Source organism: Streptomyces sp. NPDC007917 (assembly GCF_042959105.1).
In the GTDB taxonomy this organism is placed as follows: Bacteria; Actinomycetota; Actinomycetes; order Streptomycetales; family Streptomycetaceae; genus Streptomyces.
Window position 1 is genome coordinate 49,696 of sequence record NZ_JBIBKK010000001.1, and the last position, 14,389, is coordinate 64,084.

The following is a 14,389-nucleotide window of genomic DNA, read 5'->3' on the forward strand; positions in this document are numbered from 1 at the left end:
CGTGTTCTCCACCGTCCTCGTCGCCAACCGCGGCGAGATCGCGCTGCGTGTCCTGCGCGCCTGCCGGGAGCTCGGCATGCGCACCGTGGCGGTGTACTCCACCGCCGACCGCGACTCGGCCGTGGTCCAGCTCGCGGACGAGGCCGTGCACATCGGTCCGCCGCAGTCGAAGGCCAGCTATCTCAGCGTCCCGGCGATCATCGAGGCGGCGCACCGCACCGGGGCGCAGGCCATCCACCCCGGGTACGGATTCCTGTCCGAGGACCCGGACTTCGCGGAGGTGTGCGAGGAATCGGGGATCACCTTCATCGGCCCGCCGGCCCCGGTGATGCAGCGGCTCGGCGACAAGGCGGCGGCCCGCGCGCTGATGGCGGAGGCGGGGCTGCCGGTGCTGCCGGGCAGTACGGGCGCGGTGGCCACGCCCGCCGAGGCCAGGGACGTCGCCGGGCGGATCGGCTATCCGCTGATCCTCAAGGCGGTGGCGGGGGGCGGCGGCCGCGGCATGGCGGTGGTCCGCGACCCGGATGCCCTGGTGCCCGCGTTCAACGAGACCCGGGCCCACGCCCGCGCGGTCTTCGGCGACGAGCGCCTTTACATGGAGCGGTTCGTGGAGCACGCCCGCCATGTGGAGGTGCAGGTGCTCGCGGACCGGCACGGCAAGGTGGTCCACCTAGGCGAGCGCGACTGCTCGGTGCAGCGGCGGCACCAGAAGATGGTGGAGGAGGCGCCCGCGCCGAACCTGCCCCAGGAGCGGCGCACCGCGATGTGCGCGGCGGCGGTGCGCGGCGCGGCGGCGGTGGGCTATGTCGGGGCGGGCACCTTCGAGTTCGTGCTCACCCCCGACCACGAGTTCTACCTGATGGAGATCAACTGCCGGCTGCAGGTGGAGCACCCGGTCACCGAGATGGTGACCGGGATCGACATCGTCCGGGAGCAGATCCTCATCGCGGCGGGGCAGCCCCTGACGTTCGGTCAGAGCGATGTGGTGCGTCGCGGAGTGGCGATCGAGTGCCGGGTCAACGCCGAGGACCCGGACCGCGGCTTCGCTCCCACGCCCGGCTCGCTGACGGAGTTCGTGCCGCCCGGGGGGCCTTTCGTACGGGTGGACACGCACGCCTTCCCGGGCTGGCGGGTGGGTCCGGACTACGACTCGCTGCTGGCGAAGACCGTCGCCTGGGCTCCCGACCGCGAGCAGGCGCTCGCCCGCATGGACCGGGCGCTGGGCGAGTTCCGGGTCGGTGGCGGGGGCGTACGGACCACGCTGGGCTTTCTGCGCCGGGTGCTGGCGCGTCCGGAGTTCCGGTCGGCGAGGCACACCACGGGGCTGATCGAAACGATGGGCCGAAAAGATGACTCATCGTCAGCCCATTCGCGCGGCGAACGAGTGAAGACCACGGCGATCTCCACTCGGAGGGCTTACAACCGGCCTGAAAGCGGGCCGCGCCAAGTGGCAGCGGGCCGCCCCGTCGCTGACGGTGGATGAGACACCTACGCGATCCCTTTATCTGGCAAATGTCAGTAATCGTGCAGGTGCCGGAAGGAATGACTCATGCGATCAACTCGCGCACTCATCGCCGGGACGGCGCTTGCCGCTTCCCTGACTCTGGGCGCACCCGCCGCCGCGTTCGCCGCTGACGTCTCCGACCCGGGCGGCCACGGGGGCTACTCCAGCGGTCAGGAGTCGGAGGACTACGGCTCCGGCGGTGCCTGGAAGGAGAAGGAGAGCAAGGGCAAGGAGGAGTCGGGCTTCGAAAAGGGCAAGGAAGAGTCAGGCTTCGAAAAGGGCAAGGAAGAGTCGGGCTACGGCAAGGGCAAGGAAGAGTCGGGCTACGGCAAGCAGGACGACTACAGCAAGGGCGGCTACGGCAGCAAGGAAGAGTCCGGCTACGGCAAGGACGACTACAGCAAGGGCGGCTACGGCAGCAAGGAAGAGTCGGGCTACGGCAAGGAGAAGGAAGAGCACGGCTGGGGCGGCAGCAGCTCGTACGGCAAGGAGCGCGAGCACGGCAAGCCGCACGGTGGTGTCCACACCGGTGGCGGCGGCATGGCCACCACCGGTGGCGGCATGGCGGCCGGTTCGGTCCTGCTGCTCGGCGGCCTCGGCGCCGGCGCGTACGCCCTGCGTCGCCGCAAGCCGGCCGGGACCGCGATCTGAGCTGATCGGTTTTCGTAGCCCCGCTGCCGTGGCCAACACCGCTTGTGGCGGTTGGCCACGGCAGCGCCACGCTCTTTGCCGGTGGGCTCTCCGCCGGCCAGAAAGGCAGAATCCATGGGCAAACAGGGCGGTGCCGACAGCAACACCCGCGTCATCCGCTGGGCCGCCGCGTCGGCCCTCATCGGCGTCTTCCTGATCTACAACTCGGTGGACGCGGCCTCCACCCAGCCGTCCCCGAAGAAGCCCGCGTCCTCGGGACCCACGCTCGCCACCCGCCCGCAGACGGCGGCCCCCCAGGAGGTCCGGCTCGGGCCGGCGCTGCCGCGCTCGCCCGCCAGGCATCTGGACATCCCCTCCATCGGGGTGAGCGCGCCGTTCACCGAGCTGACGCTCGACCGGTCGGGGGTGCTGATCCCGCCGCCCGCCGACAACAACAACCTGGCCGGCTGGTTCAACGGCGGACCCTCACCCGGCGAGCGGGGCAACGCCATCGTGGCGGGGCATGTGGACACCAAGACGGGCCCGGCGGTGTTCTATCCGCTCAGCGCGCTGAAGGCCGGGAGCCGGGTCACCATCACCCGCGCCGACGGGATCGTCGCGACGTTCGTCGTCGACTCGGTGGAGACGTTCAGCAAGGCGAACTTCCCCGACGAGCGGGTGTACGGGCAGACCCCCGACGCCCAGCTGCGCCTGATCACCTGTGGCGGTTCCTACGACCGCGCCGTCCGCGACTACACCGCCAATGTCGTCGTCTTCGCCCACCTCGACTCCTTCCAGTGGGCCTGAACCCGCCCTGAAAGAACCCCGGAAGACCAGAAGAACCCCGGAAGAACCCGGATGCCCGCGTGAACACCGTCACGCGGGCATCACCCCATGCGGCGCGGCCGCGCACGGCGCGGTCAGGCGGCCTCCCCGCCCGGCACACGGCTGTCGAACGCGTGCAGATAGGGGTTGACCGGGCTGATGCCGGTGACGTTCAGCCCGGCCTCCGTCATGCGTGTCACCAGACTGTCCGAGGAGTGTTTCCGGCCCCCCACGTTCAGGAGCAGAAACAGGTCCATGGCGGTGGTGAACCGCATCGAGGGGCTGTTGTCGAGCAGGTTCTCGATCACCAGGACCCGGGCGCCCGGCCGGGCCGCGGCCACCACGTTGGCCAGGGTCCTGCGGGTGGACTCGTCGTCCCATTCCAGGATGTTCTTGATGATGTACAGGTCCGCCCGCACCGGGATCTCGCGGCGGCAGTCGCCCGGCACCAGCCGGGCGCGCGGGGCCAGCGGCCCGCCGTCGCGCAGCCGCGCGTCCGCGTTCGCCACCACCTGCGGGAGGTCGAGCAGCGTGCCGCGCAGCGTCGGGTGCTTCTCCAGCAGGGACGCCAGGACATGTCCCTGGCCGCCGCCGATGTCGGCCACCTCCGCGGCCCCGTCGAGGTCGAGGAAGGCGGCGAGTTCCACGGCGGACTGTCTGCTCGAGGTGGTCATCGCCCTGTCGAACACGCGGGCCGAGTCGGGCGCGTCCTCGTGCAGATAGGTGAAGAAGTCCTTGCCGTGGATGTCGTTGAAGGCGCAGGTGTCGGAGCGTACGGCCTCGGCCAGCCGCGGCCAGGTCTCCCAGGTCCACGGCTCGGTGCACCACAGGCAGATGTACTTCAGGCTGTCGGGGGCGTCCTCGCGCAGCAGCCGGGACATCTCGGTGTGCGCGATGCGGCCGTCCTCGGTCTCGGCGAACACCCCGCAGCAGGTCAGGGCGCGCAGCAGCCGGCCAAGACGCTCGGGCTCGGCGCCCACCGCGGTCGCCAGTTCCGCGACGGTGGCGGGCCGCTCCCCCAGGGCGTCGGCGACGCCCAGGGCGGCCGCGGCGCGGACGGCCGCCGCCCGGGCGGCGCCGAAGACGAGCTCCCGCAGCTGCGGGGCGGCCTTCGACGGGACGCCGTCGGGGGCGGTGCCGGTACCGGTGGCCGCGGCGGGGTCCGTGGCGGCGGGGGCGCTCGCCGCGCTGGGCGCAGCGGTCCTTATCGACGTCATGACGCACCCTTCTCGCACCGGCCGGCGGGCTCGGAGACCGTGCAGGCGTTGCCCTCGAAGGTGTTCCCGGGGCCGGCGTCCCGGTCGGCGAGGTCGGCAGGCAGGTTGCCGGCCAGCACGTTGTCCTTGATGGTGTTACGGGCGTTCTGGGCGCCCACGACGCTGGGGAAGAGCACGATCCCGCCGGACATCGGCGAGGCGCCCACGTTGTCCCGCACCTCGTTGCCGGTCACCCGCGTGTCCTCCACGCCGGTGAGCAGGATGCCGGTGCCCTGGATGAAGGCGAGCCGGGTGGTGGGCGGACAGTACTTGTTGTTCTCGTGGACCTTGTTGTTGATGACCGACAGGTCCCCGGCGCGGGGCGAGCCCTCGTCGCCCACCACGAACACACCGCCGCAGTTGCCGGAGAGGGTGTTGCCCTGGACGGTCAGGACCCTCAGGCGCCTGATGCCGACCCCGACCCGGTTCCCGGTCAGCCGGTTGTCGCGGACGACCGCGCCCTTGGTGTCGAGGGCCGCGCCCTCCTCGTCGACGGTGTTGGCGAGGAAGATGCCCGACTGGCCGTTGTCCTTGGAGGTGTTGGAGCGGAAGCTGCCGCCGGTGGACTTCTCCTGGCCGATGCCCTGCTGACCGTTCTGCGCGGCGGTCACCCGGCGTACGTCCATCCGGTCGGTGTACTTCCCCCAGATGCCGTTCTTGGCGAAGCCGGTGACCGTGAGCGAGCGGATTCGCACATCGGTGAGGGGGCTTTCGGCCGTACCGGTGACGCAGACACCGGTCTCGGCCTTCCCGCAGTCGTTCGCGGACGCCGTCTCGGGCGGCGTGATGACGGTCTTCTCGCCCTCCCCGCTCAGGGTCAGGCTCGAGGTGGTGATCAGCACGTTCTCCCGGTAGGTACCGGCCTTGACGAGGATGGTGTCGCCGGGCTTGGCGGCCGTCACCGCGGCCTGGATCGACTCGCCCGGGTGGACGACGTGCTGGGTCTTGGCGTGGGCGGTGGGCAGCGGACCGAGTTCGATGACGAGGGCGGCTGTGAGGACCGCCAGGTAGCGAAGCTGTCGAGTGCGCATGAACAGGAAGCTAGGTGGGGTGCGCACCACTTGCCACTTATGTCCACCGATGCACTAATTGCCAGTACTCATCAGGGTTCAGGCCCGCCCGGTCGTTCAGTCGTCGCGGTCGAGCACGCGCGAACCCCCGACCGGCAGGTCCCACAGCGCCTCGCGCGGCAGCCCCGCCGCCTCCCACGCCGCACGGACCCGCAGCAGTGGCTGCAGCGGGGGCTCGGCGGAGAGCAGAAAGGTGGACCAGTGCATGGGCATCATCGTCCGCGCGCCCAGATCCCCGAACGCCCGTACGGCCTCCTCCGGGTCGGTGTGCACCGGACGGAGCATCCAGCGCGGGTCGTACGCGCCGATGGGCAGCAGCGCCAGGTCGATGTCCGGGTAGCCGCGGCCGATCTCCCGGAACCAGTGCCCGTAGCCGGTGTCGCCCGCGAAGTAGGTCCGCCCGCCGCCCGGTGCGGTGATGACCCAGCCGCCCCACAGGGAGCGGCAGGTGTCGGTCAGGGTGCGCTTGCTCCAGTGGTGGGCCGGTACGAAGTCGAACCGCACCGGTCCCTCCGGGCCCGGCAGTTCGGCCGCCTCCCACCAGTCGAGCTCGGTGACGTCGGTGAAGCGGCGCGCGCGGCACCAGGCGGCGAGCCCGGCCGGCACGAACAGGGGGGTGTCGCGCGGCAGCCGCCTGAGCGTGGGCGCGTCGAGGTGGTCGTAGTGGTTGTGGCTGATGACCACCGCGTCGACGGGCGGCAGGTCCTCCCAGCGCACCCCGACCGGGGTGACCCGGGCCGGGGTGCCGAGGATCCGGCGGGACCAGACGGGGTCGGTCAGCACGGTCAGCCCGCCGGTCCGCAGCACACAACTGGCGTGTCCCGCCCAGGTGACCGCCGTGTCGCCGGGTCCGACGACCGGCTGCGGGCCCGGCTCGAAGGGGAGTTCGGGGATCTGCCGCAGCGCCTCGACGGGCGGGCGCAGCCGCCCCTCCCGGGCCATCCGGGCGACCGCCCGGACACCGGGCAGCGGGGAGGTCAGCCGGTGGGCGAACGACCGCGGCCAGGTGCGCAGCTCACCGCGGGGGCGCGGGGCGGCGAGGCCCGGTCCGGGCGGCCGCGGGGGCCGGCCCTCCCCCGGCTTCGGGCCGGGGGGCGCCTCCTGCGGCTGCCGCGCCGGGGCCCGCGGCGTCAACCGCAGGGGACCCCTGCCGGCGGTCGCCACGGGAGGATCGACGGACGCAGGGTCGCACGGCGCCGGATCACCGGGCACGGGATCGCCCTCGTACGGGACACCTCCGTCACCATGCCCCTGCCGCGACGTGGCGGGCGGCTCCCCCAGCGCGCCGAGGCGCCGCAGCCGGCGCCGCGGGCCCGAGAAGATCTCCCGGAGGGGGCCCAGCCGCGGGGGCGTCCACGGGGCGGGGCGCGCCCGCCCGGCCGGGCGTCGCCCGGCCGGCTGGGCCTGGTCGGCCTGGTCGGTCATGACAGGGGGCTCCCTTCGGTGCCGGCCGGCCTCGGTCCGGCCTGGGTCAGCTCGCGGAAGGCCGTCTCGAAGGCGGTCAGCGCCTCGGCCACCTGCGGCACCCGCAGCGGGTCGGCGGCGGCGAGGGCGGCCAGCCGCGTCTCGTCCCCGGTGCCGAGCAGCGGCAGGGTCGACAGCCGCACCCGCAGGGTGTGCGGGGCGTCGCCGAAGCGGTGGCCGCCCGGTACGGGGCGGCGAAGCCGCCGGGTCAGCTCGCGCTCCAGCTCCACCGAGTCGGTGATGGAGCGGGCCGCGAGGTCGCCGCGCAACTCGTCGAGGTCGGCGTACAGCTGCCGGCCGGCCTGCGGGGGGCGGCACAGCGCGCCGACCGCCGTGAGCGCGCGGTAGGCCGCCGCGGCCACCGCCCCGTGGGCGCGGGCCGCCGCCGCGGTGCGCTCGCGGACCGGCTCGGGCTCGTCGAGGGCGTGGGCGGCGGCCGCGGCGACGGGCGGCAGGGGCGCGGCCCGCAGCGCGTCCAGGGTGGACAGCACCCGGGCGCGCAGTTCGACGCCGCGCTCGGTGGCGGGGAACCGGGCGACCGCGGCGGGCCAGCCGGGCGGGGTGAAGGCGCCGGCCAGGTCGGTGAGCACCACCACGTCCTCGGGGCACATCTCGGCGGGGCTGAGCAGCACCGTGCCATGGGGGTGGTGCACGGTGTCCCGCCAGGTCTCGTCGCTCACGATCAGCATCCCCTCGGCCACGGCCGCCTCGCACACCTCGTGCAGCAGCTCGGGCGGGGCGGTGGTGCCGGTCGGGTCGTCGGCGACGGCCAGCAGCAGCACCCGCGGCTCGCCGCCCTCCGCGCGCACCCGGCGGACGGTCTCCAGCAGCGCGAACGGATCGGGGACGCCACCGCATTCGGCGGGCACCGGCACGTGGTAGGCGGGGCGGCCGACGAGCCGGGCCAGCGGTGCGTACCAGGAGGCGCTGGGCCGGGTCAGCAGGACGTCGCCGCCGGCCGCGGCGAGCAGGGACAGCAGCAGCGGCTGCCCGCCGGGGGCGGCCGCGACATGCCCCGGGTCGGTCCACAGGCCGCGCCGCTCCCAGTAGCCGCAGGCCGCGGCGCGCAGGGCCGGGCCGCCGCCGACCGGCTCGGGGGCGGTACGGTCGGCCGCCCCGGCGAAGCGCGCGGCCAGCTCCGGGAGGACCGGCAGTCCGCCGTCCTCCGGGTCCGCCGGAGCCGGGGCGGTCAGCTCCCGCTGCATTCGAAACACACCTCCGGATCGACAGAACCGTCTGTCTCCGCCGTGTTCGCTGTGCCTGCCGTGCCTGCTGCGCCTGTCGTATCGGCGCATCTGTCCCGACCTGTCCACCTTCGCAGATCGGCGGATGCGGCGGCGGAGCCGACACGTGGCCGGTGCCGTTTGCCCGGGCCGGCGGCGGGCACCCGGCGCGCATGACAGGGATGCCTCAGCAACATGACGTGGTGGACCTGCTCACCTCGGACCACCACGAGGTGCAGGAGCTTTTCGAGGGGTACCGGGCGAGCGTCGACCCCGGGGAGCGGCGGCTGCTGGTGGAACGGATCACCGTCGAGATCGTGCGGCACTCGGTCGCCGAGGAGCAGTATCTGTATCCGACGGTCCGCAAGGCGCTGCCCAATGGGGACGAGGTCGCCGAGCGCGAGATCGAGGAGCTTGCCGAGGCCGAGCGGATCCTGGGCGACCTGGAGCGGACGGACACCGCGGACCGGCGGTTCGACGCGCTGGTCCGCGAGCTGTACGACGTGGTGTCCATGCACATCCGGGGCGAGGAGGACGTGATCTTCCCCGAGCTGCGCGAGCGCCTCACCGCCGAGGAGCGGCTGGCCCTCGGGCTGCGGGTCGGCGAGGCCAAGGCCATCACGCCGGCCCAGCCGTACCCCGGCCGGTCCCAGGGCGGCGAGGCGCAGGGCAGCGCGACACAGAATCCGTCACCCGGGAACCCGTCGTCCGGCGGCGGGGCCGGCGAGGGGGTCAGCATGGAGCGTCCGCTGACCCAGCGGGTGCGGGAGTGGCTTTCCGGCCCATCTTGAGCAGTTCCCGCTCGATCCCGCGGCCACGGGTGCGCACCACGGTCTCCGCGAGCTCGGCCAGCTTGCGGTTGGTCCGCTGGGAGGTGCGCCGCAGCAGGTCGAAGGCGACGTCCGCGTCGCAGCCCAGCACGTACATCACGATCCCGCACGCCTGGTCGACCACCGGGCGCGAGCGCAGCGCGGTGTCCAGCTGGTCGATCTCGGTGAGGGCGGCGCGGTAGCGACGGTCGCGCGCCAGGCTCTCGGTGGCGAGGTCGCCGAGCAGCCGGGTGGCTCCCTGGGCCGCCTCCTCCAGGGGGCCGGGGCGCAGCCCGTAGACGGAGATGGTCACGGTCAGGCCCTCGCTCACGAACGGCAGGGTGGCGCTGGAGCGCACCCCCGCGTCCAGGGCCCTGGCCCGGTAGCCCGGCCACCTCGGGTCGTACAACAGGTCGTCCGCCCCCTCCGGGCGGCCGGTGGCCCGGGCGGCCGGGATCGGGCCCTCACCCGAGGCCAGCTGCACCGAGACCAGCGCGGACAGGTCGGGGTGGGTGGCCGCGGTCGGCTGCTCCTCGACGGCGCTCCCGCCGGAGGCCGGGTCGAGGATGGCGGTGGCGGTGGCTCCGCAGCTGGCCGGAGTGCAGGAGGCGGCCTGTTCGGCCAGCTCGGCCAGGCCGCGGTCCAGGGAGGGTGCGTCGGTCTCCCAGGACCAGATGCGCGTGAGGGCACGATCCGGCATGGTCGGGTCAACTCCTTCCGCTCAGATGCTCTGTTTCCAGACGTTTTCCGACCGCGTCCAGGGCACCGCCTGGGGCGTCGCGCGGCGTCGGGCTCTCCTTGGTGCGTTCCGTCTTTCGGCTGCCCGCTCCGCCGGGGGGAAAACGGGCCATGGTGCGATGCCCCCGCTCCGGGCGGGTTACCGTGTGCGCATGTCCGGGGCAAACGAGTACGGCGCCGAGTTGATCGACTTCCGCAGACGCGTCGCCGAACTGCAGACCGCGCGGGCCCTGCCCACGCACCAGCGGCTCGCCGTACTGGACGCCGCGCTCATCGAGCTCCAGCACGCCGCCGAGGTGCTGTGGCCGCGGTACGAGCAGCTGGCCGCGGCAGCCCGGCCCCCCGGCGGGGGCCGCACCGACCCGCGCGAACAGCAACTGCTGCGCGCCCTGTTCCAGCGGCTGCCGATCGCCGTCGTGCTGCTGGACCGGGACTGCGTGGTGCGGCGGATGAACGTCTCCGCCGCCCAGCTGTTCCAGACCCGCGCGGGCTATGCCACCGGGCGCCCGCTGACCGACTCGCTGCGGCGCGACGGGCGGGCGGTGCTGCGCTCCCAGGTCGCCGCCGTCGCGCGTGAGGAGGGCGGGCGCAGCCTGGTGGTGCATCTGCCGGGGCCCGGGAGCGACGGGGCGCTGCGGGTGACGCTGGCGGGGCTGCGCCCGCCGGGCGAGCCGCACTCCGCCGTGCTGGCCACCTTCCAGCCCACCGGCGAGGGCCCGGTGGCCGTCGCGGCCCCCACCGTCCCCGGCCAGGCCGCCGGGGAGCGGCCGTCGGGGGCCCGGCCCGACCTGGACGAGGTGACGCGCCACGCCGAGCTGCTCGACCTGATCGACGAGATGGCCACGGCGCTGCTCGGCACGGCGCCGCTCGCCGACAGCGGGCCGCGGGCCGTGCTGGGGCGGGCGGCCGCCGTGCTGCACGGCGGCTTCGCGGACTGGGTGATCGCCGATGTGACCGCCGCCCCGGCGCGGCCCGAGACCGCCCGCCGGGTGGTCACGCTGGGCCCGCCCGACGCCGCGGACGGCCGCGTGACCTCGGTGGCCGAGCAGGACCCGGCCGGCTGCCCGCTGGTGGCCGAGGCGATCCGCGACGGGGTCTCCGCGCTGCAGGTTCGCCCCCATGACGTGGACGCCTTCGGCCGCGACGCCTCGGGCGTGCCCGTTCTGATCCGCGAGGAGGTCACCTCGCTGCTGTGCGTACCGCTGCGGAGCTCGCCCGCGGAGCCGGTCCTGGGCGCGCTCACGCTGTTCCGTACGGGTGGGCGCGGGGTGTTCGAGATGGCGGAGGCGGGCGTGGTGGACCGGCTCTCCCGCCATATCGCCCTGGCGCTGGACCGAAGCTCACACCAGGAGCACCAGGACCACCACGAGCACCAAGGACAAGAGGCGCAGCAGGCGGCCGAGCGCGCGGCGGCGCCCGGCTCGTAAACCCGCGCCCGCAGGCCCTCCCACCCCCGTCCGGTGCCGCTCGCCTGCCCGGATGATGTTTCCTTCCCCGCGCCCCGGTTACCCGTCGCCCCGTGGCACCAGCGCCCGTCAGCGGCGTCGGTGCCTTGCCGGCACGAGCGTACGAGGAGGGCCCCATGACCGAGTACGGCTATTTCCTGGCCGCCGAGGAACACGGGCCCGCCGAGCTCGTCGAGCAGGCGCGGATGGCGGAACAGGCGGGCTTCTCCCACCTGTGGATCTCCGACCACTATCACCCCTGGAACGGGGCGCAGGGCCAGTCCCCGTTCGTCTGGTCGGTGATCGGCGCGCTCGCCCAGGCGACCTCACTGCCCGTGCAGACCGCGGTGACGTGCCCCACCACCCGTATCCATCCGGCGATCGTCGCCCAGGCCGCCGCCACCAGCGCGGTGCTGCTGGAGGGCCGCTTCCGGCTGGGGGTGGGCACCGGAGAGGCGCTGAACGAGCATGTGCTGGGCGACCGCTGGCCGCAGGCGGCCATGCGGCTGGAGATGCTGGAGGAGGCCGTGACGGTGATCCGCCAGCTGTTCGAGGGCCACGAGGTCAGCCACCACGGCAAGCACTACACGGTGGAGAACGCCCGCCTGTACACGCTGCCCGAGCAGCCGGTGCCCATCGACATCGCGGCGTTCGGCTCGTCCGCCGCCGCGCTGGCCGGGCGGGTCGGCGACGGCTTCATCACGATGGTCCCCGACGCCGAGCTGGTCGCGCGGTTCCGGCGCGGCAGCGGCGCGGGCGGCAACGCCAAACCGGCCCGCGGGGGTCTGAAGGTGTGCTACGGCCCGGACGCCGACGAGGCGCTGCGCACCGTCCACCGGCTGTGGCCGAACATGGCGCTGCCGGGCGAGCTGTCGCAGGTGCTGCCCACCCCGGCCCACTTCGAACAGGCCAGCGAGCTCGTCCCGGCCGAGCAGCTGGCCCAGCAGGTGACCTGCGGCGACGACCCTGACGCGCATGTGGCCGCGCTCAGCGCGTACGCCGACGCCGGCTTCGACACCGTCTACGTCAACCAGATCGGCCCCGAGCAGCGCGGCTTCTTCGACTTCTACCGCACCAAGGTGCTGCCGCAGCTGACCGGCTGAGCCGGGCGAAGGAGTGACCACCATGACTCAGAAAGTCGCCGACTATGTGCTCGCCCGGCTGCGCGAGTGGGGTGTCCGACATGTCTTCGGCTACCCGGGCGACGGAATCAACGGCCTGCTCGCCGCATGGGGGCGGGCCGACAACGAGCCGCGGTTCGTGCAGGCGCGGCACGAGGAGATGGCCGCGTTCGAGGCCGTCGGGTACGCCAAGTTCAGCGGGCGGCTCGGGGTCTGCGCGGCGACATCGGGCCCCGGCGCGATCCACCTGCTGAACGGCCTGTACGACGCGAAGCTCGACCACGCGCCGGTGGTGGCGCTGGTCGGCCAGACACACCGCAGCGCGATGGGCGGCTCGTACCAGCAGGAGGTGGACCTGCACACCCTCTTCAAGGACGTCGCGTCCGACTTCCTGGAGACGGTGACGGTCCCCGAGCAGCTGCCGAACGTGCTCGACCGGGCGATCCGCACCGCGTACGCCCGCCGCTCCCCCACCGCCGTGATCATCCCGGCGGACGTCCAGGAGCTGGACTACTCCCCGCCCACCCACGAGTTCAAGATGGTCCCCTCCAGCCTGGACCGCAGCGGCTGGTCGGCGGTGCCCTCGGCGAGCGCGGTGGAGCGCGCCGCGGATGTGCTGAACGCCGGCCAGAAGGTGGCGATCCTGGTCGGCCAGGGCGCCGCGGGGGCGCGGGCGGAGGTCGAGGCGATCGCCGAGCAGCTGGGCGCGGGGGTGGCCAAGGCGCTGCTGGGCCTCGATGTGCTCAGCGACGAGCTGCCGTATGTCACCGGCTCCATCGGGCTGCTGGGCACCCGCCCCTCGTACGAGCTGATGCGGGACTGCGACACGCTGCTGACGATCGGCTCCAGCTTCCCGTACACCCAGTTCCTGCCGGAGTTCGGCAAGGTGCGGGCCGTGCAGATCGACCTCGATCCGCACATGATCGGCATGCGCTACCCGTACGAGGTCAACCTGGTCGGTGACGCCCGCGAGACCCTGCGGCGGCTGATGCCGCTGCTGCGGTCCAGGGAGGACCGCGCATGGCAGGAGGAGATCGTCGCGGGGGTGCGGCGGTGGCGGGAGGCGATGCGGGGGCGCGCCGAGGTGACCGCCGATCCGATCAACCCCGAGTACGTCGCCCACTGCCTCGATCCGCTGCTGCCCGGGGACGCCATCCTCACCTGCGACTCGGGCTCGGTGGCCAACTGGTACGCCCGCCATGTGCGGATGCGCGGCCAGATGCGCGGCTCGCTGTCCGGCACGCTGGCCACCATGGGCTCCGGGGTGCCGTACGCGATCGGCGCGAAGTTCGCCGCGCCCGACCGGCCGGTGGTGGCGCTGGTCGGGGACGGCGCGATGCAGATGAACGGCATGGCCGAGCTGATCACCGCGGCCAAGTACCGGCAGGCGTGGGACGACCCCCGGCTGGTGATCGGGGTGTGGAACAACCACGACCTGAACCAGGTGACCTGGGAGATGCGGGCGATGAGCGGAGCCCCGCAGTTCCTGCCCTCGCAAGCGATCCCGGATGTGCAGTACGCGCGGTTCGCCCAGTCGCTGGGGCTGACCGGCATCCGGGTGGAGAAGCCCGAGTACGTGGAGCAGGCGTGGCGTGACGCGCTGAACGCGGACGGCCCGGCGGTGGTCGAGTTCCTGACCGACCCCGATGTGCCGCCGATCCCGCCGCACGCGACCTGGGAGCAGATGGAGGCCACCCTCGAGTCGATCGTCAAGGGCGATACGGACCGGACGGGCATGGTGCGCCAGGGCATCAAGGCGAAGGTGCAGGAGTTCCTGCCGCACCGGCAGCACCGCGGCAAGAAGAGCGAGGGGTGACGGGATGTGAGAGCACTCACGCACCAGGTGCGGGGCGGCCCCGCGCGGCGCCCGGCCGCCCGCCGCGCCGTACGGCTCGCCCACGAGGTGCGGCACGGCCGGCTGGAGCGGTCGCTTTCGCTGCTGACCGCCGCGGGCTCGGCGATCACGGCGGCCGAGATCTTCCTGGAACACGACCGGGCCGGGTTCGGCAACCGCGTGATGTGGTGGCCGGTGGCGCTCGGGCCGGTCGGTGTCGCCGCGGGCGTGGCGGGGTACGCGAGCGAGCGGGCCGCGCACACCGCGCTGCCACTGGCCTCGGCCGCCATCGTGGCCAACGGCCTGCAGGGCACCTATCTGCATGTGCGCGGGATCGCCGCCAAGCCCGGCGGCTGGCGGATGGCCCGCTACAACATCGAGCTGGGTCCCCCGCTGTTCGCGCCGCTGCTGATGTGCATGGTGGGCGGGATGGGACTGCTCGCGAGCGTGCTCCGGCGGGAGCGATGACG

General features: G+C 73.4%; 13 protein-coding genes. 8 read left to right on the top strand and 5 right to left on the bottom strand.

The window, feature by feature from the left end; all coding sequences use genetic code 11:
* Nucleotide 1 precedes the first annotated feature (1 nt).
* The 3 genes from ACFZDL_RS00245 (at nucleotide 2) to ACFZDL_RS00255 (ending at nucleotide 2,941) form a co-directional block, all read left to right on the top strand.
* Complete coding sequence (locus ACFZDL_RS00245; RefSeq protein WP_353590515.1) at nucleotides 2-1,483, top strand: acetyl-CoA carboxylase biotin carboxylase subunit; 1,482 nt, start codon at nucleotides 2-4, stop codon at nucleotides 1,481-1,483.
* A gap of 66 nt (nucleotides 1,484-1,549) precedes the next feature.
* Complete coding sequence (locus ACFZDL_RS00250) at nucleotides 1,550-2,155, top strand: hypothetical protein (RefSeq protein ID WP_353590516.1); 606 nt, start codon at nucleotides 1,550-1,552, stop codon at nucleotides 2,153-2,155.
* 114 nt (nucleotides 2,156-2,269) lie between these two features.
* A complete protein-coding gene (locus ACFZDL_RS00255; RefSeq protein WP_353590517.1) occupies nucleotides 2,270-2,941 on the top strand; it encodes a class F sortase in 672 nt (223 codons plus the stop codon).
* A gap of 113 nt (nucleotides 2,942-3,054) precedes the next feature.
* On the opposite strand, the gene ACFZDL_RS00260 is transcribed toward ACFZDL_RS00255, so the two are convergent.
* The 4 genes from ACFZDL_RS00260 to ACFZDL_RS00275 all read right to left on the bottom strand — a co-directional run bounded on the left by ACFZDL_RS00260 (nucleotide 3,055) and on the right by ACFZDL_RS00275 (nucleotide 7,954).
* Nucleotides 3,055-4,176, bottom strand: coding sequence for a methyltransferase (locus tag ACFZDL_RS00260; protein WP_353590518.1), 1,122 nt, complete (start codon nucleotides 4,174-4,176; stop codon nucleotides 3,055-3,057).
* Entirely contained in the window at nucleotides 4,173-5,246 is a 1,074-nt protein-coding gene (locus ACFZDL_RS00265; RefSeq protein ID WP_353590519.1) for a right-handed parallel beta-helix repeat-containing protein, read from the bottom strand. Before ACFZDL_RS00265 ends, ACFZDL_RS00260 begins: the two co-directional genes overlap by 4 nt.
* Before the next feature lie 96 nt (nucleotides 5,247-5,342).
* The gene (locus ACFZDL_RS00270; RefSeq protein ID WP_391190164.1) at nucleotides 5,343-6,419 is read right to left on the bottom strand and encodes an MBL fold metallo-hydrolase; all 1,077 of its coding nucleotides are present in this window, start codon (nucleotides 6,417-6,419) and stop codon (nucleotides 5,343-5,345) included.
* Nucleotides 6,420-6,706: 287 nt separating this feature from the next.
* A complete protein-coding gene (locus tag ACFZDL_RS00275) occupies nucleotides 6,707-7,954 on the bottom strand; it encodes an aminotransferase class I/II-fold pyridoxal phosphate-dependent enzyme (protein WP_353590521.1) in 1,248 nt (415 codons plus the stop codon).
* Nucleotides 7,955-8,154: 200 nt separating this feature from the next.
* Between ACFZDL_RS00275 and ACFZDL_RS00280 the strand changes: the two genes are divergently transcribed.
* Complete coding sequence (locus tag ACFZDL_RS00280) at nucleotides 8,155-8,763, top strand: hemerythrin domain-containing protein (RefSeq protein ID WP_353590522.1); 609 nt, start codon at nucleotides 8,155-8,157, stop codon at nucleotides 8,761-8,763.
* Here ACFZDL_RS00280 and ACFZDL_RS00285 read toward each other — a convergent pair.
* Complete coding sequence (locus ACFZDL_RS00285; RefSeq protein ID WP_353590523.1) at nucleotides 8,705-9,481, bottom strand: GAF and ANTAR domain-containing protein; 777 nt, start codon at nucleotides 9,479-9,481, stop codon at nucleotides 8,705-8,707. The genes ACFZDL_RS00280 and ACFZDL_RS00285 overlap by 59 nt on opposite strands.
* Nucleotides 9,482-9,671: 190 nt before the next feature.
* Between ACFZDL_RS00285 and ACFZDL_RS00290 the strand changes: the two genes are divergently transcribed.
* The 4 genes from ACFZDL_RS00290 (at nucleotide 9,672) to ACFZDL_RS00305 (ending at nucleotide 14,387) form a co-directional block, all read left to right on the top strand.
* The gene (locus ACFZDL_RS00290; protein ID WP_353590524.1) at nucleotides 9,672-10,946 is read left to right on the top strand and encodes a PAS domain-containing protein; all 1,275 of its coding nucleotides are present in this window, start codon (nucleotides 9,672-9,674) and stop codon (nucleotides 10,944-10,946) included.
* A 155-nt stretch (nucleotides 10,947-11,101) separates the two neighbouring features.
* Nucleotides 11,102-12,067, top strand: a complete 966-nt coding sequence (locus ACFZDL_RS00295; RefSeq protein ID WP_353590525.1) for an LLM class F420-dependent oxidoreductase — start codon at nucleotides 11,102-11,104, stop codon at nucleotides 12,065-12,067.
* Between the two features lie 22 nt (nucleotides 12,068-12,089).
* Complete coding sequence (locus tag ACFZDL_RS00300; protein ID WP_353590526.1) at nucleotides 12,090-13,901, top strand: thiamine pyrophosphate-requiring protein; 1,812 nt, start codon at nucleotides 12,090-12,092, stop codon at nucleotides 13,899-13,901.
* Nucleotides 13,902-13,907: 6 nt separating this feature from the next.
* Nucleotides 13,908-14,387, top strand: a complete 480-nt coding sequence (locus ACFZDL_RS00305) for a hypothetical protein (RefSeq protein WP_353590527.1) — start codon at nucleotides 13,908-13,910, stop codon at nucleotides 14,385-14,387.
* Nucleotides 14,388-14,389: the final 2 nt, after the last annotated feature.